This is a genomic window from Pedobacter sp., assembly GCF_031119335.1.
GTDB lineage: Bacteria > Bacteroidota > Bacteroidia > Sphingobacteriales > Sphingobacteriaceae > Pedobacter.
Window position 1 is genome coordinate 47,314 of sequence record NZ_JAVHXT010000003.1, and the last position, 20,192, is coordinate 67,505.

The window sequence follows — 20,192 nt, forward strand, 5'->3', positions numbered from 1 at the left end:
ACATCTTTATAAAAATCAATAAAACATGACTTTATCTTCTCTACAAGCTATTTCTCCAATTGATGGTCGTTACAGAAAAACCACCGCAAAACTTGCAGCATATTTTTCTGAATACGCATTAATCAAGTACAGAGTACTAGTAGAGGTAGAATATTTTATTGCATTAGTTGAAGCAAACATTCCTGGAACCGAAAGTTTCGATAAAAACTTGTTCCCTCAGTTGAGGAATATTTATCAATCATTTGACGAAAAAGATGCGCAAAGCGTTAAAGATACCGAAAGTGTAACCAACCATGATGTTAAGGCCGTAGAGTATTTCATTAAAGCAAAATTTGATGATTTAGGTTTGCAGGCTTATAAAGAATTCATCCATTTTGGCTTAACTTCTCAAGATATCAACAACACTGCAATTCCTTATACGTTTAAACTTGCGCTTACAGAAAGCTATTATCCAGCAATAGAGCAGTTAATCCAAAAGTTAAGTGACCTAGCAAACGAATGGAGCAATGTGCCACTTTTAGCTTTCACACATGGTCAGCCTGCCTCTCCTACTAAATTAGGTAAAGAGTTTATGGTTTTTGTAGAGCGCTTAAAAGTACAGTTAGCTAATCTGACACAAATTCCAAATGGTGCAAAGTTTGGTGGTGCAACAGGGAATTTCAATGCACATCATATTGCCTATCCACAAATTAACTGGGTTAAATTTTCTAATGATTTTGTAAACGATACCTTAGGTTTAAGCAGAGCGCAACACACTACACAAATTGAGCACTACGATCAGTTTGCAGCACAGTGCGATGCCCTAAAACGCATCAACAATATCATTATCGATTTAGATCGCGACATTTGGACCTATATTTCTAAAAATTACTTTAAGCAGAAAATTAAGGAAGGCGAAGTTGGCTCATCGGCTATGCCGCACAAGGTAAACCCTATTGATTTTGAAAATGCAGAAGGAAATGCTGGTATTGCCAATGCCTTATTCGAGTTTTTAGCGGCGAAACTTCCTATTTCTCGTTTACAAAGAGATTTAACAGATTCTACAGTGCTTAGAAACATTGGCGTACCAATGGCACATACTTTAATTGCCATCAATTCTACGTTGAGGGGCTTAGGTAAAATTATCCTTAACCAACAAGCAATTGATGCAGATTTAGATGAAAACTGGGCAGTTGTAGCAGAGGCAATTCAAACCGTTTTGCGTAGAGAAGCTTATCCAAATCCGTACGAGGCACTGAAAGCGTTAACAAGAACCAACCAAAAAATTACTGCAGACACTATTGCTGTTTTTATTGATGAACTGGATGTGAACGACGATATAAAAACTGAATTGAAGAAAATTACACCTTTCAATTATACAGGGATTTTTTAAAATTTGGAATGAGTAAATTTGGAATGATTGAATATTAGCATTAACAATTCTGCCCTTCATTCATTTTATCATTCAACATTCTATCTTATTTGACCTAAAATAGACAACAATTGGTTTTGCAATTGCCTATTTTTGTATCATCAAATTCTATTAGACATGACCATTAACGTATATACAGAGCAAACTCCTAATCCAGCTACCATGAAATTTATGGTAAACAAGCTGTTAATTAACGGTAGTGAAGATTTTGCTACCAAAGAAAGTGCAGAAAGCTCTCCATTCGCAAAAGAACTATTTAAATTCAACTTTGTAAATGGTGTATTTTTCGCTAGCAACTTCGTTACTATTACTAAAACTGAGGATGCAGAGTGGAGTGATATTGAAGCAATCTTAAAGGAGTTCGTAAAAGGTGCGGTTGAAGCTGAACTTAAAATTAAGGACGCTGCAGAAGAAGCTCCAAATTTTGAGGGATCTGAAACTGAAATCAAAATACAGCAAATTTTACACGACTATGTACGCCCAGCTGTTGAGCAAGATGGTGGTGCTATTACTTACAAATCTTTTGAAGAAGGTGTAGTTACGGTAGAACTTAGAGGTTCTTGCAGTGGTTGCCCATCAAGTACAATTACGTTAAAATCTGGTATCCAAAACTTATTGCAACGTATGGTGCCAGAAGTTAAAGATGTAGTTTCTGAAGCACTTTAAAAATTACATACTAATCATAAAAAAAATCCGTAGCCAAATACTACGGATTTTTTTTATTTCGAATAATGCGAAGCCACGTGCTAGTTACCTGCTTTAGCTTCTTCTTTTAGTTTTACATTAATTTCTTCTACTTTTTTACGTTGCTCCTCTGTCAAAAGTGCATTCATCGCGTCGTTTCTATCTTTAACAACAGCTTTAACGGCAGTTTTCTTTGCTTTTTCATCTAAAGTTGCATCCGCTTCAATTTTGGTCCTCTTCTCGCCAGCTTCCTTTTTAATCGCTGCAATCTTTTTAATCTGGTCTGCATCACATCCTATTTCTGTAAGTGCCGCTTTATTCCAAGCAAAAGAAGTAGGCTTTTTAGGAGCATCTTGTGCGTTCGCAAACACCACCGTAAAGCACGCTATAAATAGCGTAAATAATAACTTTTTCATTTCTGTTTATATTTAGAATAATAAATCTAAACATTTCCGTCAACATTTTCTATAGGCTCAAAATTATTTTCAAAATAAATACTACTAAATTAGTAGACTTTATTATATTTGTATCAATGTTCATACAATTTATATTTGGTTGAAAAAACAGCAGCTTGGATGAGCTGCTGTTTTTCGTTATAATAAAAAAGGCCATCTATGTTCAGACAGCCTCTTAAAATCAAGTTTAATTGCTTTATAAAACCAATTCCTGCATTAGTTTATCGAAAGTTTCATCAGCATCTATACAAAAACCTGGATGTACTTTTGAACATTGTACCACTGTGCTTCTGGTTGCTGTCAACCATCTAAATCTACTTGCTAGATCTAGCTGTCCAATCGGTCCGGCAGACTTCCCTCCTTTGCAGATATTCACAATAGCGTTCAAGTTATCTTCTATTACCGAAACTTCCAATTCGCAGCATAATGCCTCTAATTTAGTTGGCACGACTTTAAATGCTGCGTTTAGATACTTCAGTTTATTGCAGTACATAATGATACCCACGTTAATGAATTCTTCGCGTTCTACCCTAGGCATTACCCGAATTACGGCATACTCAAATAAGTGTCTGTCTTGCATTTTCGGCTTCCGTTACAAAAATTGAAGAGTTTTCAATTCGGGTATTCAAAAAATAGGCATAAGCTTTTCGTTGGTCTTCGGCAGTTTCAAAACTACGTTCATCTAACCATTCATCAGGTATTAAAGCTAAAATATTATCAATAAGTGAAGGCGTTAGTATGGCTTTTAACTCGGCATCAACCGTAGCTATCTCACTTGCTTGTGGCAACAACACGTGGTCTTTTACTAACACAAACGGACGCTTGGCTTGTTCTTCCCAATTTTGCCACGAGTGGTGGAAATACAAAGACGCTCCATGATCTATCAACCACAATTCTTTATGCCAGTACAACATATTTGTATTCCGTGGAGTTCTATCCATATTCGTCAACAAGCAATCCATCCATACAATTTTAGAAGCTAAAGTAGGTTCTATTTTGGTGATGGTTGGGTCGTAAGTGATTGCTCCCGAAAGATAATGCAATGCCAAATTCAAGCCCACACTGGCTTTCAACAAATCCTGGATTTCTTCATCTGGTTCTGTTCTACCAAAAGCTTCATCCAAATTAGCAAAAACTAACTCGGGCATTTTTAGACCTAATGCTCGGGCAATTTCTCCACCAATAATTTCAGAAATTAGTGCTTTGTGCCCCTGCCCTGCTCCTCTAAACTTAAGTACATATAAAAAACCGTCGTCTGCTTCCGCAATGGCTGGCATTGAGCCACCTTCTCGCAACGGCGTTACGTATCGCGTAACATTTACGGTTCGTAATTCTAATTTATTTTCTTTTGTATTCGCCATACAACGCAAAGATAACTTAATTTAATAGAGACTTAATTTCTATTTGCACACAAGAATTGATATAATAAAAAACTATTTTCACAAAAATCATTTATCTATGTGATTATAAAAACATCAATTATGCTTAAACAGCCTAAACTTACTTATTGCATCCTACTTTTAGTTGCTTTTACATTATTGGCATTATTCGTTGGCAACAATCCTATCAACAATTTTGATGTCAGCATATCTCACTTTATACAACAATTTCATCGCCCATGGCTAGATAAAACAATGGTATTTATTAGTGCTTTTGGCAATGTATCTGTAGCTTTTATTTGTATGCTTGCCACCGCCTCTGCATTTTGGATTGCCAAATATAAGCGAGAAGCTATGTTTGTGATGGCTATTTCTTTTACTGGCGTGATTACATTCTCGTTAAAACGGTTATTTAACAGACCAAGACCAACCGACGAACATGTAACGCTAATTGAAAGTTACCAAAACAATAGTTTCCCTAGCGGCCACACATTATCTTATGTAGTTTTCTTCGGGTTTCTGATTTTCTTGATGCAGCAATTAAAAGCCATTCCGATTTATTTAAGGAACACTATTACATCAATTTCGTATTTTATGTTTGTGCTTGGACCAATCTCCAGAGTTTACCTAGGAGCGCATTGGTTTACAGATATTGTGGGAGGAATTTTGATTGGATTACTTTACCTTTTAGTGTTAAACCACTACTACAAAAAGGCTTGAAAAAGAAATGGAGATAGAACCGAAGTCCTACCCCCATCATCTAAATTAACGCTCTCGAGGACAAATATACGGCAGTTTTTGATAATGCAAAACATTTCTTTACTTTTTTTCAAAAAAACTTATAGCATTTTGGAGTTATGGTAGTTTTCAAATTCACACATAAAGTATATAAAACCATAAAATCATCTAAAAAAACTACAATAAACACTCTTAATAAGTAAAAAATACCTTTTTTAAATTATAAAATACCATCATTATCTCCTGACTTTTTGATAATTTTGTGACATGAAAAGGCTCATACCTGTTTACGATATTCAAAATTTTTCGGAGTATAAGAACGATGGAATTTTGGTGAGTAGATTTGGGTATTATTCAAAGCAACATCATCACCTACATAGTGCTCATCGCCACAGCTTTTATCACTTCGTTTTTTTCACCAAAGGAACAGGCAAACAACAGATAGATTTTAAAACATTTGATGTAAAACCAGACCTTATTTATTTTATGGTACCTGGGCAAGTGCATAGTTGGAATTTCGACAGCGAACCTGATGGTTACTTGATTAACTTTTCTACCTCATATTTCAGTTCATTACTTTTAAAACAAGAATATCTAGACAAGTTTAGTTTCTTTAGTGGGAAACCAGAACAGCAGGTGCTTGTTTTAGACACAGATACGAGCGAGAACATCACTACAATATTTGAAGCTATCCTTAAAGAAGGAGAACAAGAAAATACGATTAACGACGATTTAGTTAAAGTTTTATTACTACAACTTTTTATTGCTGTTGATAGATCTACAAATCACGCTGCTAACCAGGAAATCAATCCGTATAACCACACCATTTTAAAGAACTTCCAGCATTTAATAGAAGAAAACTATACTAAATTACGCTTACCTAAGCAATATGCAGAGTTGCTTTACATTACACCAAATCATTTAAATGCACTTTGTAATGATTTTTTAGGAACATCTGCTGGAAAATTAATTAGAGATAGGATTATTTTAGAAGCTAAGCGATTACTCATTAACCTCGATTTAAGAGTGGTAGAAATTGCTGAAAAACTGAATTTTGAAGATCAATCTTACTTCGTGAAATTCTTTAAAAAATACGAGGGAACAACTCCCGACAGATTTAGAAAACAATACTTAACAACACCGTATGGAACCGAATAAGGAAACACAATATTATGTATCGCAATGGAAAGGTTTTTCTAATGCGAAATGCCCAAGATGTAGGGTTGGAAATGCTTTTATAGGAAATACCTATAGCTTTAAAATGCAGAAAATGAACGAATTTTGCCCGCATTGCGGGTTAAAATTTGAACGTGAACCAGGATATTTCTACGTTGCAATGTTTGTGAGCTACGCCATGAACGTTGCCGAAATGGTTACTGCCGGAGTGGCGGCCTACGTTTTTGGCTTAACTTTAGATTACGAAAACCTTTACGCTTTTATTGGTGTACTGTTTTTAACTACGCTGATATTTGCGCCATTTAACTATAGATACTCAAGAATGGTATTGCTGTATTGGTTGTCTCCAAACTTAAATTACGAGCCTTCACGAAGTGCGCCAAAAAAAGATCAATAATAAAAAGGAGCTTAATTTAAGCTCCTTTTATCTATTTGCCATTAAAAAATAGCGTATCTGTAACTTTTCATTTCATCCCACTTTTGCTCTGAAAGCTTCGCATTTGAAATTCCATTCTTTTCATCCTGTTTTTGCTTTTCTGCCTTTTCTTTACGCTGATTAGCGTAGCTCTGCGCTACATCAGTTGTGTAAGTTCTCGATGCATTGCTTGAACGATTGCTATCGTTAGCAGCTTCGTGTAAAGTAAATTTGTCGCTCATTTCAGTAAAATTTAGTGGATTATATCGAGTAAACACCTCATTATCGAAATTGTTTGCTTTCCTCTAAATTAAAAGGTAGAGTTGAAGTAAATATTACTAAAAGATTAAATTATAGTTCGTTAAATCAGATTATAATTCTTAGAAGTATATCTGTTTAGCTACACTGTTATGCATCTCGTCATGCTGAATTTATTTTACTTTGTAGCTTTCCGCTTCGCTACAGGTCAGCATCAGTTTGACATGAAACTTCGCCCAGTGCAACATGCGACGTACTAATAAAAAAGGTTGTCGACAAACACCAACAACCTTCTGACCTATTTCAAGTATTATTTATCATCAATATTAAATTATGTTTAAAAACACCATTAAAAGCTGATGCTGAAATAGATTCAGCATGACGGAGCACTCGTACATCGTCATCTTGAATTTATTTCAGGGTCAGTTAGAATAGGTTCACACCAATAACTCAAATTAATCTTAATCCGCCAAAGCCCTAAACATAGTAGCACCAACAGTTAAATTTGTTCTACTGTCTATCAATATTGCTGAACCATTTGCTTTACTATCTTGGTAAAAATCGAAAGGTAAATTATCTGCAGTTTTAAGCACTACCCTACCAATATCATTCAGTTTAAATTCATCAGCAGCGTGTTTTTCTAAAGTGTTGATATCAACCTTATAAACCACATCAGCTATTTTGCATTTAGTTACCTTACTATTATGTTGTAGCAAATAAGTAATCGAAGTATCCATAGCTTTGGTGTCCATCCAACATAAATCTGCTTCTACCAATTTGCTTTCTTGTGGCAAAGCGGATGAATTTACAATCGTATCACCACGGCTAATATCTACGTTATCTGCCAAATGAATAGTCACCGACTGACCAGAAGAAGCTTCTTCCAATGTTTTATCAAAAAACTCAATTTTACTAATAGTAGAACTCGCTCCCGATGGCAAAACGGTAATTTTATCGTTCACTTTAAAAGTACCACTTACTACCCTACCAGCATAGCCCCTATAATCATGCAGTTCGTCTGTTTGCGGCCTAATTACCCACTGCACTGGCATTCTCGCTTTATCCGATTGTTCTTGCACATCGGTATCTACTTGTTCTAAGAAATGCAACAAGCTTTCGCCGCTATACCAAGTCATACGCTCAGACACATGCACAATATTATCTCCTTTTAGCGCACTTACTGGTATATAAGTCACATGTTGGAGCTTTAACTCCTCAGCCAGCGCTTTATATTTTTGGGTGATGGCATCAAAAACAGTTTCGCTGTAGTCAACCATATCCATTTTATTAATGGCCACCACTACATGTTTAATCCCCAACAAGGAAACTAAATAAGAGTGACGAATGGTTTGTTCTACCACACCGTTTCTGGCATCAACCAATATGATAGCCAAATTTGCTGTAGAAGCACCAGTAACCATATTTCTGGTATATTGGATGTGCCCCGGAGTATCTGCGATAATGAATTTACGTTTATCCGTTTGGAAATATTTGTAAGCCACATCAATGGTAATTCCCTGCTCACGTTCAGCTCTCAAACCATCCGTTAAAATGGCTAAATCTACCGTTCCATCATCGTTTTTTCTATTCGCATTTTGGATTGCTTCCAACTGATCTGCCAAAATAGAATCTGTATCATATAATAAACGACCAATCAAAGTGCTCTTGCCATCGTCTACACTGCCCGCCGTAAAAAATTTAAGTATGTTCATGTTTGTAGTATTGAGTATTGAGTATTGAGTATTGAGTACTGCCTAATCGCTATACGCAATACGCTTTACGCACTACGTTAGAAATATCCCCCCTTTTTCCTGTCTTCCATTGCTGCTTCCGAAACTTTATCGTCCATACGTGCACCACGTTCCGAAATTTTTGACTGGCTGATTTCCGAAATAATATCATCAATCAAGAAGGCATCTGATGCTATAGCTGCCGTACAAGAAATATCACCCACCGTACGGAAACGCACTTTTTTACGTTCAACTACATCTTCCTCATCCATATTCACATAAGGAGAAGCCGCCATTAACTGACCGTTGCGGGTGATTACATCACGGTCGTGAGCAAAATAAATACTCGGCAATTCAATATTTTCTCTGCGGATATAATTCCAAACATCTAGCTCTGTCCAATTACTGATTGGGAAAACTCGCACATTTTCACCTTTGTGGATTTTACCGTTATAAATATTCCACAATTCTGGTCGCTGACGTTTTGGGTCCCATTGACCAAACTCATCTCTTACCGAAAAGATACGTTCTTTAGCCCTAGCTTTTTCCTCGTCTCTACGAGCGCCACCAATACAAGCATCAAACTGATGTTTCTCTATAGTTTCCAACAGCGTAACTGTCTGTAGCGCATTTCTACTAGCATTTTTACCTTTTTGCTCTACCGCTTTTCCTTCATCAATAGATTGCTGTACCGACCCCACAATCAAACGTTCGCCCAAACGAGCCACCATCCTATCGCGGTAATCTATCGTTTCTTCAAAATTGTGACCGGTATCAATATGCACCAATGGAAATGGAAATTTACCTGGTCTAAAAGCTTTCTCTGCCAAACGTACTAAAGTAATGGAATCCTTACCTCCCGAGAATAGCAAAGCAGGTTTTTCGAACTGCCCCGCCACTTCCCTTAAGATATGGATTGCCTCCGCCTCAAGCTCGTCTAAATAATCAAAATTATATTTACTCATTTTTTGGTTGTGTCTTTTTTATAATTTGAAAAGCAAGGTTCATTGCTCTTCAGTTTCATTAGTCCCGCTATTCGTTTCTCCCGATGAAAAATCGGGATTCATTTCAATCGGGTTTAGTTTTTGTGGGTTTGCAACCCCTCTCTGCCTGTCGGCATCTCTCCCCTAAAAGGGAGAGAAAAGTGCTTGGGAAGGGAAGCAAAACTTTACAACTTTAGAACCTCCGACTAACCCCTATGCACTAACTGGTATGTAACCCACACTCCTTTTTACTCTGGTCTTCCCACCACCAGCGACCTGCTCTAAAATCTTCACCTTCTCTTACGGCTCTGGTACAAGGTGAGCAACCAATGCTCGGGAAGCCTTTATCGTGCAAAGTGTTGTACACGATGTTATTGTCCTTTGCGTATTGTTTTACGTCATCCAATGTCCAATCAAAAATTGGATGGAATTTAAATAACTGGTTTCCTTCATCCCATTCTACATCTTCCATACCTTCTCTATTTGCACTTTGGTCAGCTCTAATGCCTGTAATCCAAATCTCGTTACCCGCCAAAGCTCTTTTTAAAGGCTCAATCTTTCTAATGTAACAGCACTCTTTTCTATTCTCTACACTTTCGTAAAAACTACTAGGTCCTTTTGCTGCCACCATATCCTGTAACAAATCGCCCTGCGGAAAATAAGCGTGAATAGGTTTTTGGTAAATTTCCAAAGTTCTATTCCAAACGTAATAAGTTTCTGGAAATAACCTACCCGTTTCTAAAGTAAACACCTTAATTGGAATGTTGTTAGCAAAAATCAAATGTGTTACCACTTGGTCTTCCCATCCAAAACTGGTAGAGAAAACAATTTTATCTTCATGTTTTTCAGCTAGATATTTCAGTTTAGCAACTACATCCAGCCCTTCTAATTCTTGTTTTATAGTTGCAATCATAATTTACTCAATAGGATATAAATGGTTCTTAAACTCACAATAATTACGATGATACCTACCATAATCATAATGGTTTTTGCATTCAATCGTTTAGTTAGCAATGCACCAAATGGTGCCGCAATACATCCACCTAAAATTAAACCTACAATAATTTGCCAATGCGTTAAACCTATCATCATGATAAAGGTTAGCGAACTCGACAAAGTCACAAAAAACTCGGTTAAGTTTACCGAACCAATGGTATAACGTGGGTTTCCACCCCGTGAAATTAAAGTAGAAGTTACAATTGGTCCCCAACCGCCACCACCTATAGAGTCTAGGAAGGCGCCAATAAACGCCAACGGACCAATTCTTTTCAAAGGTTTTGTTTTTTTAGGCTTAGACAATGCTTTCAGTAAAATCTTCACACCTAAAAATAAGGTATAAGCAGAAACAACCGGCTTAATGATGTGTCCGTAATTTTCTAAGGATGATAAAATATATGCTCCGGCAATGGCACCAATAATTCCTGGCAACAACAACTTTTTAAACAACTTTGTGCGAACGTTACCAAAACGTAAGTGCATTAATCCAGAAACGCCGCTGGTAAAAATCTCCGAAGCATGTACACTGGCACTTGCCGCAGCGGGCGTGACACCAAACGATAACAAAAATGTTGTAGCACTTACACCGTAAGCCATCCCTAAAGCACCGTCAACTAGCTGTGCTAAAAGTCCACCTAGAATAAAATAAAGGATAGTGCTATCTACTTCGTTAGCCAACCCTACGGCTACATCGCCCAATTGCGCAAATGGAATAAAAGACAAGAAAATATGTCCAACCACCATGGTTGCCAATACCGAAAGCACCCAAATAACGATTTTTTTGGTATTAAACTTATTTTCCTTTTCTAAAAAAGTGGCAGTAATACCATTGAGCACTTTTACTTTATGCTTGATATCGCCATTAAGATTATTTCTAATTTGATTTAACTGACCAATAGAGTGGTCAATTTCTTGCGGAATTGCGTTATCTAAAACCTCTTTCAGCCTTTTCGCCATGGTTGGCGATTTGCCATTCGTTGAAATCGCAATCTTTAAATCGCCTTTTTGTACAATAGAACCTAAATAAAAATCACAAAGTTCTGGCTTATCGGCTACGTTAATTAACAAACCCTGCTCATGAGCTAGTTTTCTTAATTCCGTATTGAAGTCGTTGTCGTTAGTTGCGGCAAAAACAATATCTACATCTTCCAAATCATCAGCAGAAAAAGCTTTTTGTTTAATAACAACGTTAGCATTACCAGCTGCAATATCGGTAATAGCAACATTTACTTCTTTAGCAACCACAGTAACTTGCGCCGCTGTGCTATTGTTAACGATAGCATTCAATTTCTCCAAACCAACCTCGCCAGCGCCAACCAATAAAGTACGCAGCTCGTTCAGCTTAATAAAAGCTGGAAAAAGCTGGTTGCCTTTTACGTTCTCATCGCTCTCAACGCCTGTTGGCAAAACCTCTGCTGTATTTTGATTAGGAGATGGCTGCATACTGCTTAATTACGTTTTTGAACGACGGATGTAATGAAACCACCTCTCCGAATATCAACAAAGCCGGAGCTTTAATCTTCTCTTCGCCTACCCTTGCTTCTATATTTTCTACCGTGCTAATCACCAACTTCTCAGTTTCTGTAGAACCATTTTGAACCACCGCAGCAGGCAATTGCGCCTTTCCGACAGCTTTAAAAACTTCTACAATTTTTGACAGTTGTTTCAAACCCATTAAAATTACCACAGTGGCGTTAGAGTTTGCTGCTTGGTAAATGTCACCAGAAATTTGCCCATTGGTAGTTGTGCCTGTAATTACCCAAAAACTTTCGCTTAATCCACGATGTGTTACCGGAATTTGCTGTAAACCTGGCACACCAATAGAACTAGAAATACCTGGGATAACCGACACAGGAACATTATAAGAAGTAGCAAAATCCAGCTCTTCGTAACCACGACCAAACACAAATGGGTCGCCACCTTTTAGCCTTACCACATGACCATAATTTAATGCATAATCAATCATCAGTTGGTTAATGGCATCTTGCGAATGCGAATGCTCTCCCGAACGTTTGCCTACATAAACTTTGATGGCTTGTGCTGGTGCATGTTCTAACAAAGCTTCGTTAGTTAACGCATCGTACAACACCACATCTGCAGTTTGCAAAGCTTTTACACCTTTCAAAGTCAACAAATCTGGGTCGCCAGGACCTGCGCCTAATAAAGTTACTCTTGGTTCTATATGTTTGTTCATGTTTTTACAATTTTGAATGATTGATTTTTGAATGAATAAATGTTTTACAGTTGCAGTCCCAATGATATGAGCTCTTATTCATTCATTCTCTAATCCTGTCAATCCATCATTTCAATTAGCTAATACGTTTCTCTTCGCTTTAATTCCGTTTAAAAATTCTTCTGCTTGTGCGTAATAAGCTTTCGCAAAGTCTTCTGATGGTTCATTTTTGTTAATCTGAAGCACTAAATCAGCAAAGCTTTCTTCTAAAGTAAATTCGCCACTTTCTATATAGTGAGCATCAAACTCTCTGATTACACCAGCTTGTGTACTTGCATTTACGCCTTTGTCCAACAACAAAGATTTCGCAGCATTCACCATCGATGCATAAGTATGATAAATGGCATCTGCATAAGCGCCATTGTTTAATGATGCTGTAGCCCAACCGAATTTCTCATCAGCTTCTAGCAATAAAGTAGCTACCAAATCAATTACTACACCCGCACATTCGCCTACGCCAATGGCAGTTACGAAAGTTTCTTCATGTCCCCAGTCTACAAATTCTTCGGTTTTTAAATTGGTTAAATCTGCCAACGGTTTTAATAGCTGATAAAAGTGGTCTTTCCCTTTTCTATCGTAGTATTGATGGAAGGTTTCATCCGTTAAGTTGTTCTCTTTAAAATCGTTTAGCAAGTAGTGCAATACACTTGTAGCACGTTTTGAAGGCACTTTAATTACACGTTCTGCCACACGACCGTAGCCGTTTCCTACCGTTCCGCCACCTAACATTACTTGTACCGCCGGAACCACTTTCCCTTCTGCTTTTACCGAACTACCGTGAAAACCAATCTCTGCCAAACCGTGCTGTCCACAAGAATTCATACAGCCACTAATTTTGATATTGATGTTCTTTTCGTAAATCAACTCAGGGAAATCGTGGTAAATTACTTCTTCCAAAACTTCAGCTAAAGTCATACTGTTAGAGATGCCCAAGTTACAAGTATCTGTACCCGGACAAGTGGTAATATCTGCCAAACTACCAAAACCTAAAGCGGTAAAACCTAATTCGTTTAGAGCAACATATAATGATGGAAGCGCTTCTTTTCTAACAAATTTCAGCAACAAACCTTGGTTTTGCGTAATCCTGATTTCATCCGCGATGTGTGGTCTAACCGCAGCAACAAAAGCTCTAGCTAAATCAGTTTTGATATCGCCAACGGTTACTTTTACGTAAACACCGAAGAAACCTTCTTGCTTTTGCTCTACAACGTTAGTAGCTAACCAGTGTTTGTAATGCGTTTCGTTCGCAATTTCTACAGCAGCATATTCTTTTGCAGGTTGTGGCTTGGGTTGAGGAACTGTATTTAAATCGATTTTGAAGGTTTTTACTTTAATCGCAGTGCGTTCTTCTTCTACTAATTTTAAAACTTCTTCCAAGCCTAGTTTTTGCACCAAATACTTTAAACGAGCTTTGTTTCTGTTGTTGCGTTCGCCATACCTATCAAACACACGCAATACCGCTTCTGTAAAAGGAATTAATTGGTCTTCTGGCAAGAAATCATGTACAGCACTCGCTAAAAATGGTTGTGCACCCAATCCACCTGCAAACATTACCTTAAAACCTCGCTCACCTTTTTCGTTAATTTTAGGGATAAAACCTAAATCGTGGATGTAGCTGTAAGCCGTATCTTTATCACTCGACGAGAAAGAAATTTTGATTTTCCTACCCATTTCTTGGCAGATAGGATTACGCAGAAAATAAGCAAAAACTGCTTGTGCATAAGGAGAAACATCAAATGGTTCATCTGGATCTATTCCCGAATTTGGTGAAGCGGTTACATTGCGTACTGTATTACCGCAAGCCTCACGCAAAGTAATATCATCTCGCTCTAGCTCTGCCCAAAGTTCCGGCGTTCTATCTAAACTCACATAGTGAATTTGAATATCTTGACGGGTAGTTAAGTGCAGGTTGCCACTTCCGTACTCATCGGCTACATCAGCAATACGCAATAATTGCTTAAAAGTAACTTTACCGAAAGGCAATTTGATACGTACCATTTGTACGCCTGGCTGGCGCTGACCGTAAACACCACGAGCTAAACGCAGACTTCTGAATTTTTCTTCGTGTATGGTACCATCTCTAAAAGCCTTAATCTTACGCTCGAGATCAATGATATCTTGCTCGACAATTGGATTTTCGAGTTCTGTTCTAAAACTTTGCATTGGTTGTTGGTTGTTCTTTTATTCAAAAAATGCCTCTCTTGTGGGAGAAGCATTCCTATTCAATTTCTTTAAAAAATGATATACGTACTTCTTTTACCTTGATCTATAACAGCGGTTCATGGTTGATTGTGGCATCAGACAGTATGTAAATACAAATTTCATACACCAAATATATAAAGTATATAGGAATAGTAGTAATTAATTTTAAGATTTATTTATTCCGAACTACGAATAATCAAATTATTACAACGCTTACGACATAATTAAAATCATCGCAAAACCCTGAAAAACAAAGAAAAATAAATTAAAACGCTTGGTTATTTAGAATGGTTTTAAATTTCTATTTTTAGGTTATCTTCCCTAGCAATTACATCTGCAATGCTAGTTTCACCTAAAATTTTGAGTGTAGCATCACGCACATCTATAAATGCACTTCTAATACCACAAGTTACCTCGTCTTTACATTCATCACATTTGTGATAGAAGTTTAAACTAGCGCATGGCAACATAGCTACGGGACCATCTGTTAAGCGCAAAATTTGCACTAAGAAGATTTCTTCTGGCTTCTTATTTAGGCTATAACCGCCTCCAGCACCCTTTTTACTGTAAAGAAAACCAGCGTTTCTTAGGTCTAAAAGAATTTGCTCTAAAAATTTCTTGGGGATGCGCTCTTCCTCTGCAATTTTTGAGATTTGCATTGGTGGCATATCTAGATTTTTACCTAGCGCAACTAGCGCTTTAATGGCGTATTTTGTCTTTTTAGAAAGCATACGTTACAAATGTATGAAATATTGTTGGATTGTTAGATTGTTGGTTAACTGTTGAAACTGGTTAACTGATAAATTGCAAATTGAATATTTCCCGCAGATGGCCGCTGATAGTTGGTGATATGTTTTTAACTCTTTGATGATTGGCTATTGATGATTGGTTATTTGTAAGACTACTTCTCGTAGTTTTCTGGTATCCTCCCCTCTTTGGCTGCTTCAATATACAACTTTACTTGATTAACGCAGGACGATAAGTTCTTTTTAACCTCATGTTCCCAAAAACGCATCACTACATAGCCCATTGCCTGTAAAGTGTTATTTACGAAATGGTCACGCTGTATATTACGTTCTATTTTAGGATACCAAAAAGCTTGGTTGGTTTTAGGTTTACGTTTTTGCCATTCGTAACCATGCCAAAAATCGCCGTCGATAAATATAGCGAGTTGGTATTTTTCAATGACCAAATCTGGCCTACCTGGCAAATCTTTGCGATGAATTCTGAAGCGAATGTTTTCTTTCCAAAGGGCTTTACGCAGCAATAGTTCTGGCTTGCTGTTGCAGCCCTTAATCTTTGCCATGGTTTTGCTGCGTTGCTTTGTGGTGTAAAATCCAGCACTTTCTTCAAACCGTGGAACTTTGATAGCATCTTCTTCTAAAGGCAAGTAAAACTTAGGCGGCTTTTTCATCGCTCTGCGAAATTACATTTTAATACCAATTATCATTTTGATAAAACCATTAAGCCAAACAAAAATGCAACTCGTCATCTTTTGATATTCAGACCCCTAGCAATTCAACATATTTACAAAGTATTTATCCCCACTTTTTGTTTGGTTATTGTATTTTTACCTGTATAAAATGGCGCTAACACTTAAAAAATTACTACAAAAGAAACTTATTAAACAGAATATTAAATATACCGGAATTGGTATTTTAGTTGGTATTTGTTTAAGCTTAGTTATCATGGTGGTTAGCAATAATCCAATTACTTTTAAGCGCTTATTTTTAAATATCTTATTTAGCTTATTTATCACTTTAAGCATCTCTAATATCTTTTCGATATTTCGAAAATACAGCGAAAAATTTACCCGCCGCTTTTGGCAATACATCTTACTCTATTACCTATGCAATTTGTTAGGAATGGTAGTTGGCGTAGAAATTTGCTATGTAATTATTTCATTCATCTACGATTTTCCATACGAATTTCTTAACCATTTACGAGAGTATAAATTCAACGCAGTAATTGTGACGATTGCTGGTACGCTCATGCTTCTTTACCACTTACAACAACGTAATGCAGAAAGTGCGTTAAAAGTAAAAGAAGCCGATTTAATTCGTATCAACCAACTAAAAACCCAAGCTGAATTACAAGCATTGCAATCTAAAATTAACCCGCACTTTTTGTACAATGCGCTAAATGCCATTACCAGTTTAATCCATGAAGATCCGGATAAGGCCGAGGACATGACCATTAAACTGTCGAAATTATTTAGGTACAGTATCAACTCGCAACAAGAGAACTTTTGTAGCTTAAAAGAGGAAATTGATATCCTTAACACCTATTTAGCGATTGAAAAAGTGAGATTTGGAAATAGAATTAACTTTAATATTGAGGTAGATGAACAGCTTGCGCACCTAAGTTTTCCGAGATTTTTATTGCAACCTTTAGTGGAAAACGCATTAAAACACGGACTTAAGGATACGTTTAAAAATGGTTTATTGGAAGTGAAAGTGAGCCAAAACGGAGGAAAGTTAGAAATTTTAGTTTTAGATAATGGCGTTTCTTTTTCTGATGAACTAGTAGCTGGCTACGGTCTGCAAAGTACCTTCGACAAGCTTGCTTTGTTATATCCAGAACAACACGAATTTGAACTGATTAATCAACCGAAAAAGCATATTAAAATTACCATACCTGTAAGCGCATGAGCTGGAAAACCATTATTATTGAAGACGAACAACTGGCTAGACAAAGACTGAAAAGGCTTTTGGCAAATTACGATGAAATAGAAATTATTGCAGAAGCTGAAAATGGTTTGCAGGGATTGGAACTGATTAATAAACATCAGCCCGACTTAATTTTTCTAGATATAGAAATGCCAATTTTAAATGGCTTCGAAATGTTGGCAAAACTATCGGAATATCAACCAAAAGTGGTTTTCACTACTGCTTACGACCAATATGCCATTAAAGCATTTGATGAAGGTTCTATTGATTATTTGCTTAAGCCAATAGAATTAGAACGGTTGGACAAAACTATCCATAAATTAAAGCAAACCAATTTAGCCAAACCCGCAATTGCCATTGAAGATTTATTGTTACAGATTAAAGGCAAAACAGCCATAAAAACACTAACCGTAAAATTGGGCGATAGAATTTTATTGATAAAGATTGATGACATTATCCATATACAAGCAGAAGATAAATATGTATTTCTGCATACAAACGACGGCAAAAAACACTTAACAGATTACACCTTGTCTGTTTTAGAAACTAAATTACCAGATGATTTTCTTCGTATTCACCGTAGTGATATCATTAACACCAATCATATTACAGAAATACGACGTGGATTTAATGGGGCATTGATATTCGTGATGAGCAATGGTGCTAAAATAACGTCCAGCAGGTCTAACAGCGAAAGTTTGCGTTTAAAGTTTGGCATTTAGAGACTTTTAAAATGAGGTAAATATTTGATAGATTGAATTTTTCGATAAAACACAGTTTACGCAGTTGACCATTCAACTTTTGAAGCATCAAAAGTTTACAAAAATGCTTGTCAATCCCGCTATGTGCCTTCTCACAATCTCCCCCTCATCAAAAAACAGCGGCACTTCGTTTTGTTTGTTCGTTATAAATGAAAGTGCTCTGCGGAATTGAGCACAAAACCACTGCGTTTAAGGTTTGGCTATGCTGCTTTTCCTTTTGTGCTACTGTTTTTTGATTTGCCCGGCACTGGGGATTGACGGGCGTTCTTGGCACAAAACAGTGATTTATTAACGACACCTTGTAAATGGGCTAAATCAAAAACGATAAAGATGTGTCTCCACCCGCCTACGTATTTATATTCATCAAAATTTAAGCGGTTTCTTAGTCTATTTTTATGTTAAAATGCTTGGGCACAAGTATTAATTTTATTCTTATTTGGTGTAAATAACTAAAGCTTTGCTATTTTTGTTTACCAAACCAACGCCTTGTTACAGTTTTTAACATATCAAACGCCTGCTAAATTTTCCAAAGAATTTAACGAACACGCTGACAATACCAACCTAAGGTCTGTTAAAGTAATAAGTGGCTTTTTACTTGCCATTAGCGGCGTTGGAAGAATAATTTCAGTGTTTTTTAGCGAAGATGTAGTGCTAATTCAAGGCTATCAACAGTTTTCGTTAAATAATTGGTTTCAAATTTCCGGAAGTGCATTTTTTTTGATTTTAAGCACTTACGCTATAAAACAGCAGCAGAAGGATTTGCTAAAAAAGATGATAGTTTTTGCTTTTGCAGCCTATTTTCTTACAATGGCTTTCAATATTAGTTACATTGTTTCGCAGCACAATACAAAAAATACACTTTTTATATTTTTAGTGGGTATTGTCGCTACAAGCCTTTTCTTTACCCTAGAGATTAAGCAGATGAAATTTATTGTGGCTTATATTATTGGTGTTTATTTTGCCACAACCCTATTTTCTGATATAGCAATACAACAAAAAATCATCAATTTTATTGCCGGATTGATACTTGGAATTGTCTTGCTCAGTTTTTCTAGGTACAGTTATTATTTCAAATCATCACACTTTGTGCAGATTAAAGAATTGGAAGAAAAAAACCAAGAAATACTGCTTTTAAACAACCAGAAAAGCGAAATTTTATCTTTTGTAGCTCACGATTTAAGAGCGCCATTAAATAACATCGATGCTTTAAGTCAGTTGTTATTGCTAGAGAAAAGTGATAACAATGAAATGAAAATGATTTCGAATTCGGCTTTACAGGCAAAAAATATCATTAACGATTTGATAGAAGCGGTAAAAACTGAGCAAGCCGATATTTTGAAAGAAAGTATTCTTCTGAAACCCTACATCAGCAGAATTATTAATAAATGGGAAGCTAATACCACACGTAAAATTGAGTTTAGTCAAGACCGTGAAGATTTGAACATGCATGCAAATGCCTCGAAATTGGAGCGTGTAATTGATAATTTAATCAGCAATGCGTTCAAGTTCTCAAGTTCAGACAAGCCAATTTCTATTGATGTAAGTACTTTGAAGAATAATATTTTCATTAAAGTGAAGGATTTCGGAATTGGGATACCTCTAGATTTGCAATCTCATATTTTTGAACAGTTTTCTAAAGCCAGCAGAAAGGGTTTATTGGGAGAGAAATCTATTGGATTAGGTCTGCATATTTCTCATAAAATTATTGAACAGCATAAAGGCGAGTTATCGGTAAATAGTACTGAAAACGAGGGAACTACATTTACTATTCAGTTGCCATTGAAAATAGCTTAATGCCTTAAAACAGTCCCGATTAACGTCTTATCGTGTGGAGACAAATATTTAGGTTTATCTATCAATTTACGCAGTTGGTTATTCAACTTTTGAAGCATCAAAAGTTTACAAAAATGCTTGTCAATCCCGCTATGTGCCTTCTCACAGTCTCCCTTCATCAAAAAACAGTGGCACTTCGTTTAATCAGTTTTCTTATTTTGTTTTTATTTGCCTGATTGAGCCCTACGGGGTTTGTTTGTTAGTGATAAATGAAGGTGCTTTGCAGAATTGAGCACAAAACCACTGCGTTTAAGGTTTGGCTATGCTAC

The 20,192-nt window shown here is 36.6% G+C and carries 20 protein-coding genes; 8 read left to right on the forward strand and 12 right to left on the reverse strand.

Annotated features, from left to right (window positions below; genetic code table 11):
* Positions 1 to 25: 25 nt before the first annotated feature.
* On the forward strand, positions 26 to 1,372 hold the full coding sequence (gene purB / locus REI64_RS04115; protein WP_308848832.1) for an adenylosuccinate lyase: 1,347 nt from the start codon (positions 26 to 28) through the stop codon (positions 1,370 to 1,372).
* 156 nt (positions 1,373 to 1,528) lie between these two features.
* On the forward strand, positions 1,529 to 2,077 hold the full coding sequence (locus tag REI64_RS04120; protein WP_308848833.1) for a NifU family protein: 549 nt from the start codon (positions 1,529 to 1,531) through the stop codon (positions 2,075 to 2,077).
* Positions 2,078 to 2,157: 80 nt separating this feature from the next.
* On the opposite strand, the gene REI64_RS04125 is transcribed toward REI64_RS04120, so the two are convergent.
* The 3 genes from REI64_RS04125 to REI64_RS04135 all read right to left on the reverse strand — a co-directional run bounded on the left by REI64_RS04125 (position 2,158) and on the right by REI64_RS04135 (position 3,911).
* Positions 2,158 to 2,511, reverse strand: a complete 354-nt coding sequence (locus tag REI64_RS04125; protein ID WP_308848834.1) for a hypothetical protein — start codon at positions 2,509 to 2,511, stop codon at positions 2,158 to 2,160.
* Between the two features lie 235 nt (positions 2,512 to 2,746).
* The gene (locus REI64_RS04130) at positions 2,747 to 3,130 is read right to left on the reverse strand and encodes a DUF3037 domain-containing protein (protein WP_308848835.1); all 384 of its coding nucleotides are present in this window, start codon (positions 3,128 to 3,130) and stop codon (positions 2,747 to 2,749) included.
* Positions 3,108 to 3,911, reverse strand: a complete 804-nt coding sequence (locus REI64_RS04135; protein WP_308848836.1) for a HipA family kinase — start codon at positions 3,909 to 3,911, stop codon at positions 3,108 to 3,110. Before REI64_RS04135 ends, REI64_RS04130 begins: the two co-directional genes overlap by 23 nt.
* Before the next feature lie 120 nt (positions 3,912 to 4,031).
* Here REI64_RS04135 and REI64_RS04140 point away from each other — a divergent pair, with 120 nt between their 5' ends.
* The 3 genes from REI64_RS04140 to REI64_RS04150 all read left to right on the forward strand — a co-directional run bounded on the left by REI64_RS04140 (position 4,032) and on the right by REI64_RS04150 (position 6,240).
* Positions 4,032 to 4,649, forward strand: coding sequence for a phosphatase PAP2 family protein (locus REI64_RS04140; RefSeq protein ID WP_308848837.1), 618 nt, complete (start codon positions 4,032 to 4,034; stop codon positions 4,647 to 4,649).
* A gap of 285 nt (positions 4,650 to 4,934) precedes the next feature.
* Positions 4,935 to 5,825 carry a helix-turn-helix transcriptional regulator gene (locus tag REI64_RS04145; protein WP_308848838.1) on the forward strand — a complete coding sequence of 297 codons (891 nt, stop codon included), beginning with the start codon at positions 4,935 to 4,937 and terminating at the stop codon, positions 5,823 to 5,825.
* On the forward strand, positions 5,812 to 6,240 hold the full coding sequence (locus REI64_RS04150; RefSeq protein WP_308848839.1) for a DUF983 domain-containing protein: 429 nt from the start codon (positions 5,812 to 5,814) through the stop codon (positions 6,238 to 6,240). The genes REI64_RS04145 and REI64_RS04150 overlap by 14 nt, the downstream gene beginning before the upstream one ends.
* Before the next feature lie 41 nt (positions 6,241 to 6,281).
* Here REI64_RS04150 and REI64_RS04155 read toward each other — a convergent pair whose 3' ends face one another.
* The 9 genes from REI64_RS04155 to REI64_RS04195 form a co-directional block, all read right to left on the reverse strand.
* Positions 6,282 to 6,500, reverse strand: coding sequence for a hypothetical protein (locus REI64_RS04155; protein WP_308848840.1), 219 nt, complete (start codon positions 6,498 to 6,500; stop codon positions 6,282 to 6,284).
* A 477-nt stretch (positions 6,501 to 6,977) separates the two neighbouring features.
* On the reverse strand, positions 6,978 to 8,228 hold the full coding sequence (locus REI64_RS04160) for a GTP-binding protein (RefSeq protein WP_308848841.1): 1,251 nt from the start codon (positions 8,226 to 8,228) through the stop codon (positions 6,978 to 6,980).
* 77 nt (positions 8,229 to 8,305) lie between these two features.
* Positions 8,306 to 9,211 carry a sulfate adenylyltransferase subunit CysD gene (cysD, locus tag REI64_RS04165; RefSeq protein WP_308848842.1) on the reverse strand — a complete coding sequence of 302 codons (906 nt, stop codon included), beginning with the start codon at positions 9,209 to 9,211 and terminating at the stop codon, positions 8,306 to 8,308.
* Positions 9,212 to 9,449: 238 nt separating this feature from the next.
* A complete protein-coding gene (locus REI64_RS04170; RefSeq protein ID WP_308848843.1) occupies positions 9,450 to 10,142 on the reverse strand; it encodes a phosphoadenylyl-sulfate reductase in 693 nt (230 codons plus the stop codon).
* A complete protein-coding gene (locus tag REI64_RS04175; RefSeq protein ID WP_308848844.1) occupies positions 10,139 to 11,668 on the reverse strand; it encodes a TSUP family transporter in 1,530 nt (509 codons plus the stop codon). The genes REI64_RS04170 and REI64_RS04175 overlap by 4 nt, the downstream gene beginning before the upstream one ends.
* On the reverse strand, positions 11,652 to 12,419 hold the full coding sequence (gene cobA, locus REI64_RS04180; RefSeq protein WP_308848845.1) for a uroporphyrinogen-III C-methyltransferase: 768 nt from the start codon (positions 12,417 to 12,419) through the stop codon (positions 11,652 to 11,654). Before cobA ends, REI64_RS04175 begins: the two co-directional genes overlap by 17 nt.
* 111 nt (positions 12,420 to 12,530) lie before the next feature.
* On the reverse strand, positions 12,531 to 14,621 hold the full coding sequence (locus REI64_RS04185; RefSeq protein WP_308848846.1) for a HEPN domain-containing protein: 2,091 nt from the start codon (positions 14,619 to 14,621) through the stop codon (positions 12,531 to 12,533).
* Positions 14,622 to 14,953: 332 nt separating this feature from the next.
* The gene (locus REI64_RS04190) at positions 14,954 to 15,391 is read right to left on the reverse strand and encodes an Rrf2 family transcriptional regulator (RefSeq protein ID WP_308848847.1); all 438 of its coding nucleotides are present in this window, start codon (positions 15,389 to 15,391) and stop codon (positions 14,954 to 14,956) included.
* A gap of 170 nt (positions 15,392 to 15,561) precedes the next feature.
* On the reverse strand, positions 15,562 to 16,074 hold the full coding sequence (locus REI64_RS04195) for a very short patch repair endonuclease (RefSeq protein ID WP_308848848.1): 513 nt from the start codon (positions 16,072 to 16,074) through the stop codon (positions 15,562 to 15,564).
* Between the two features lie 169 nt (positions 16,075 to 16,243).
* Between REI64_RS04195 and REI64_RS04200 the strand changes: the two genes are divergently transcribed.
* The 3 genes from REI64_RS04200 to REI64_RS04210 all read left to right on the forward strand — a co-directional run bounded on the left by REI64_RS04200 (position 16,244) and on the right by REI64_RS04210 (position 19,884).
* A complete protein-coding gene (locus REI64_RS04200; protein ID WP_308848849.1) occupies positions 16,244 to 17,311 on the forward strand; it encodes a histidine kinase in 1,068 nt (355 codons plus the stop codon).
* Positions 17,308 to 18,051: a LytTR family transcriptional regulator DNA-binding domain-containing protein gene (locus REI64_RS04205; protein ID WP_308848850.1), complete on the forward strand. Its 744-nt coding sequence runs from the start codon at positions 17,308 to 17,310 to the stop codon at positions 18,049 to 18,051. Before REI64_RS04200 ends, REI64_RS04205 begins: the two co-directional genes overlap by 4 nt.
* 525 nt (positions 18,052 to 18,576) lie before the next feature.
* Positions 18,577 to 19,884 (forward strand): ATP-binding protein, encoded by a 1,308-nt coding sequence (locus tag REI64_RS04210; protein ID WP_308848851.1) that lies wholly within the window; start codon positions 18,577 to 18,579, stop codon positions 19,882 to 19,884.
* Positions 19,885 to 20,192: the final 308 nt, after the last annotated feature.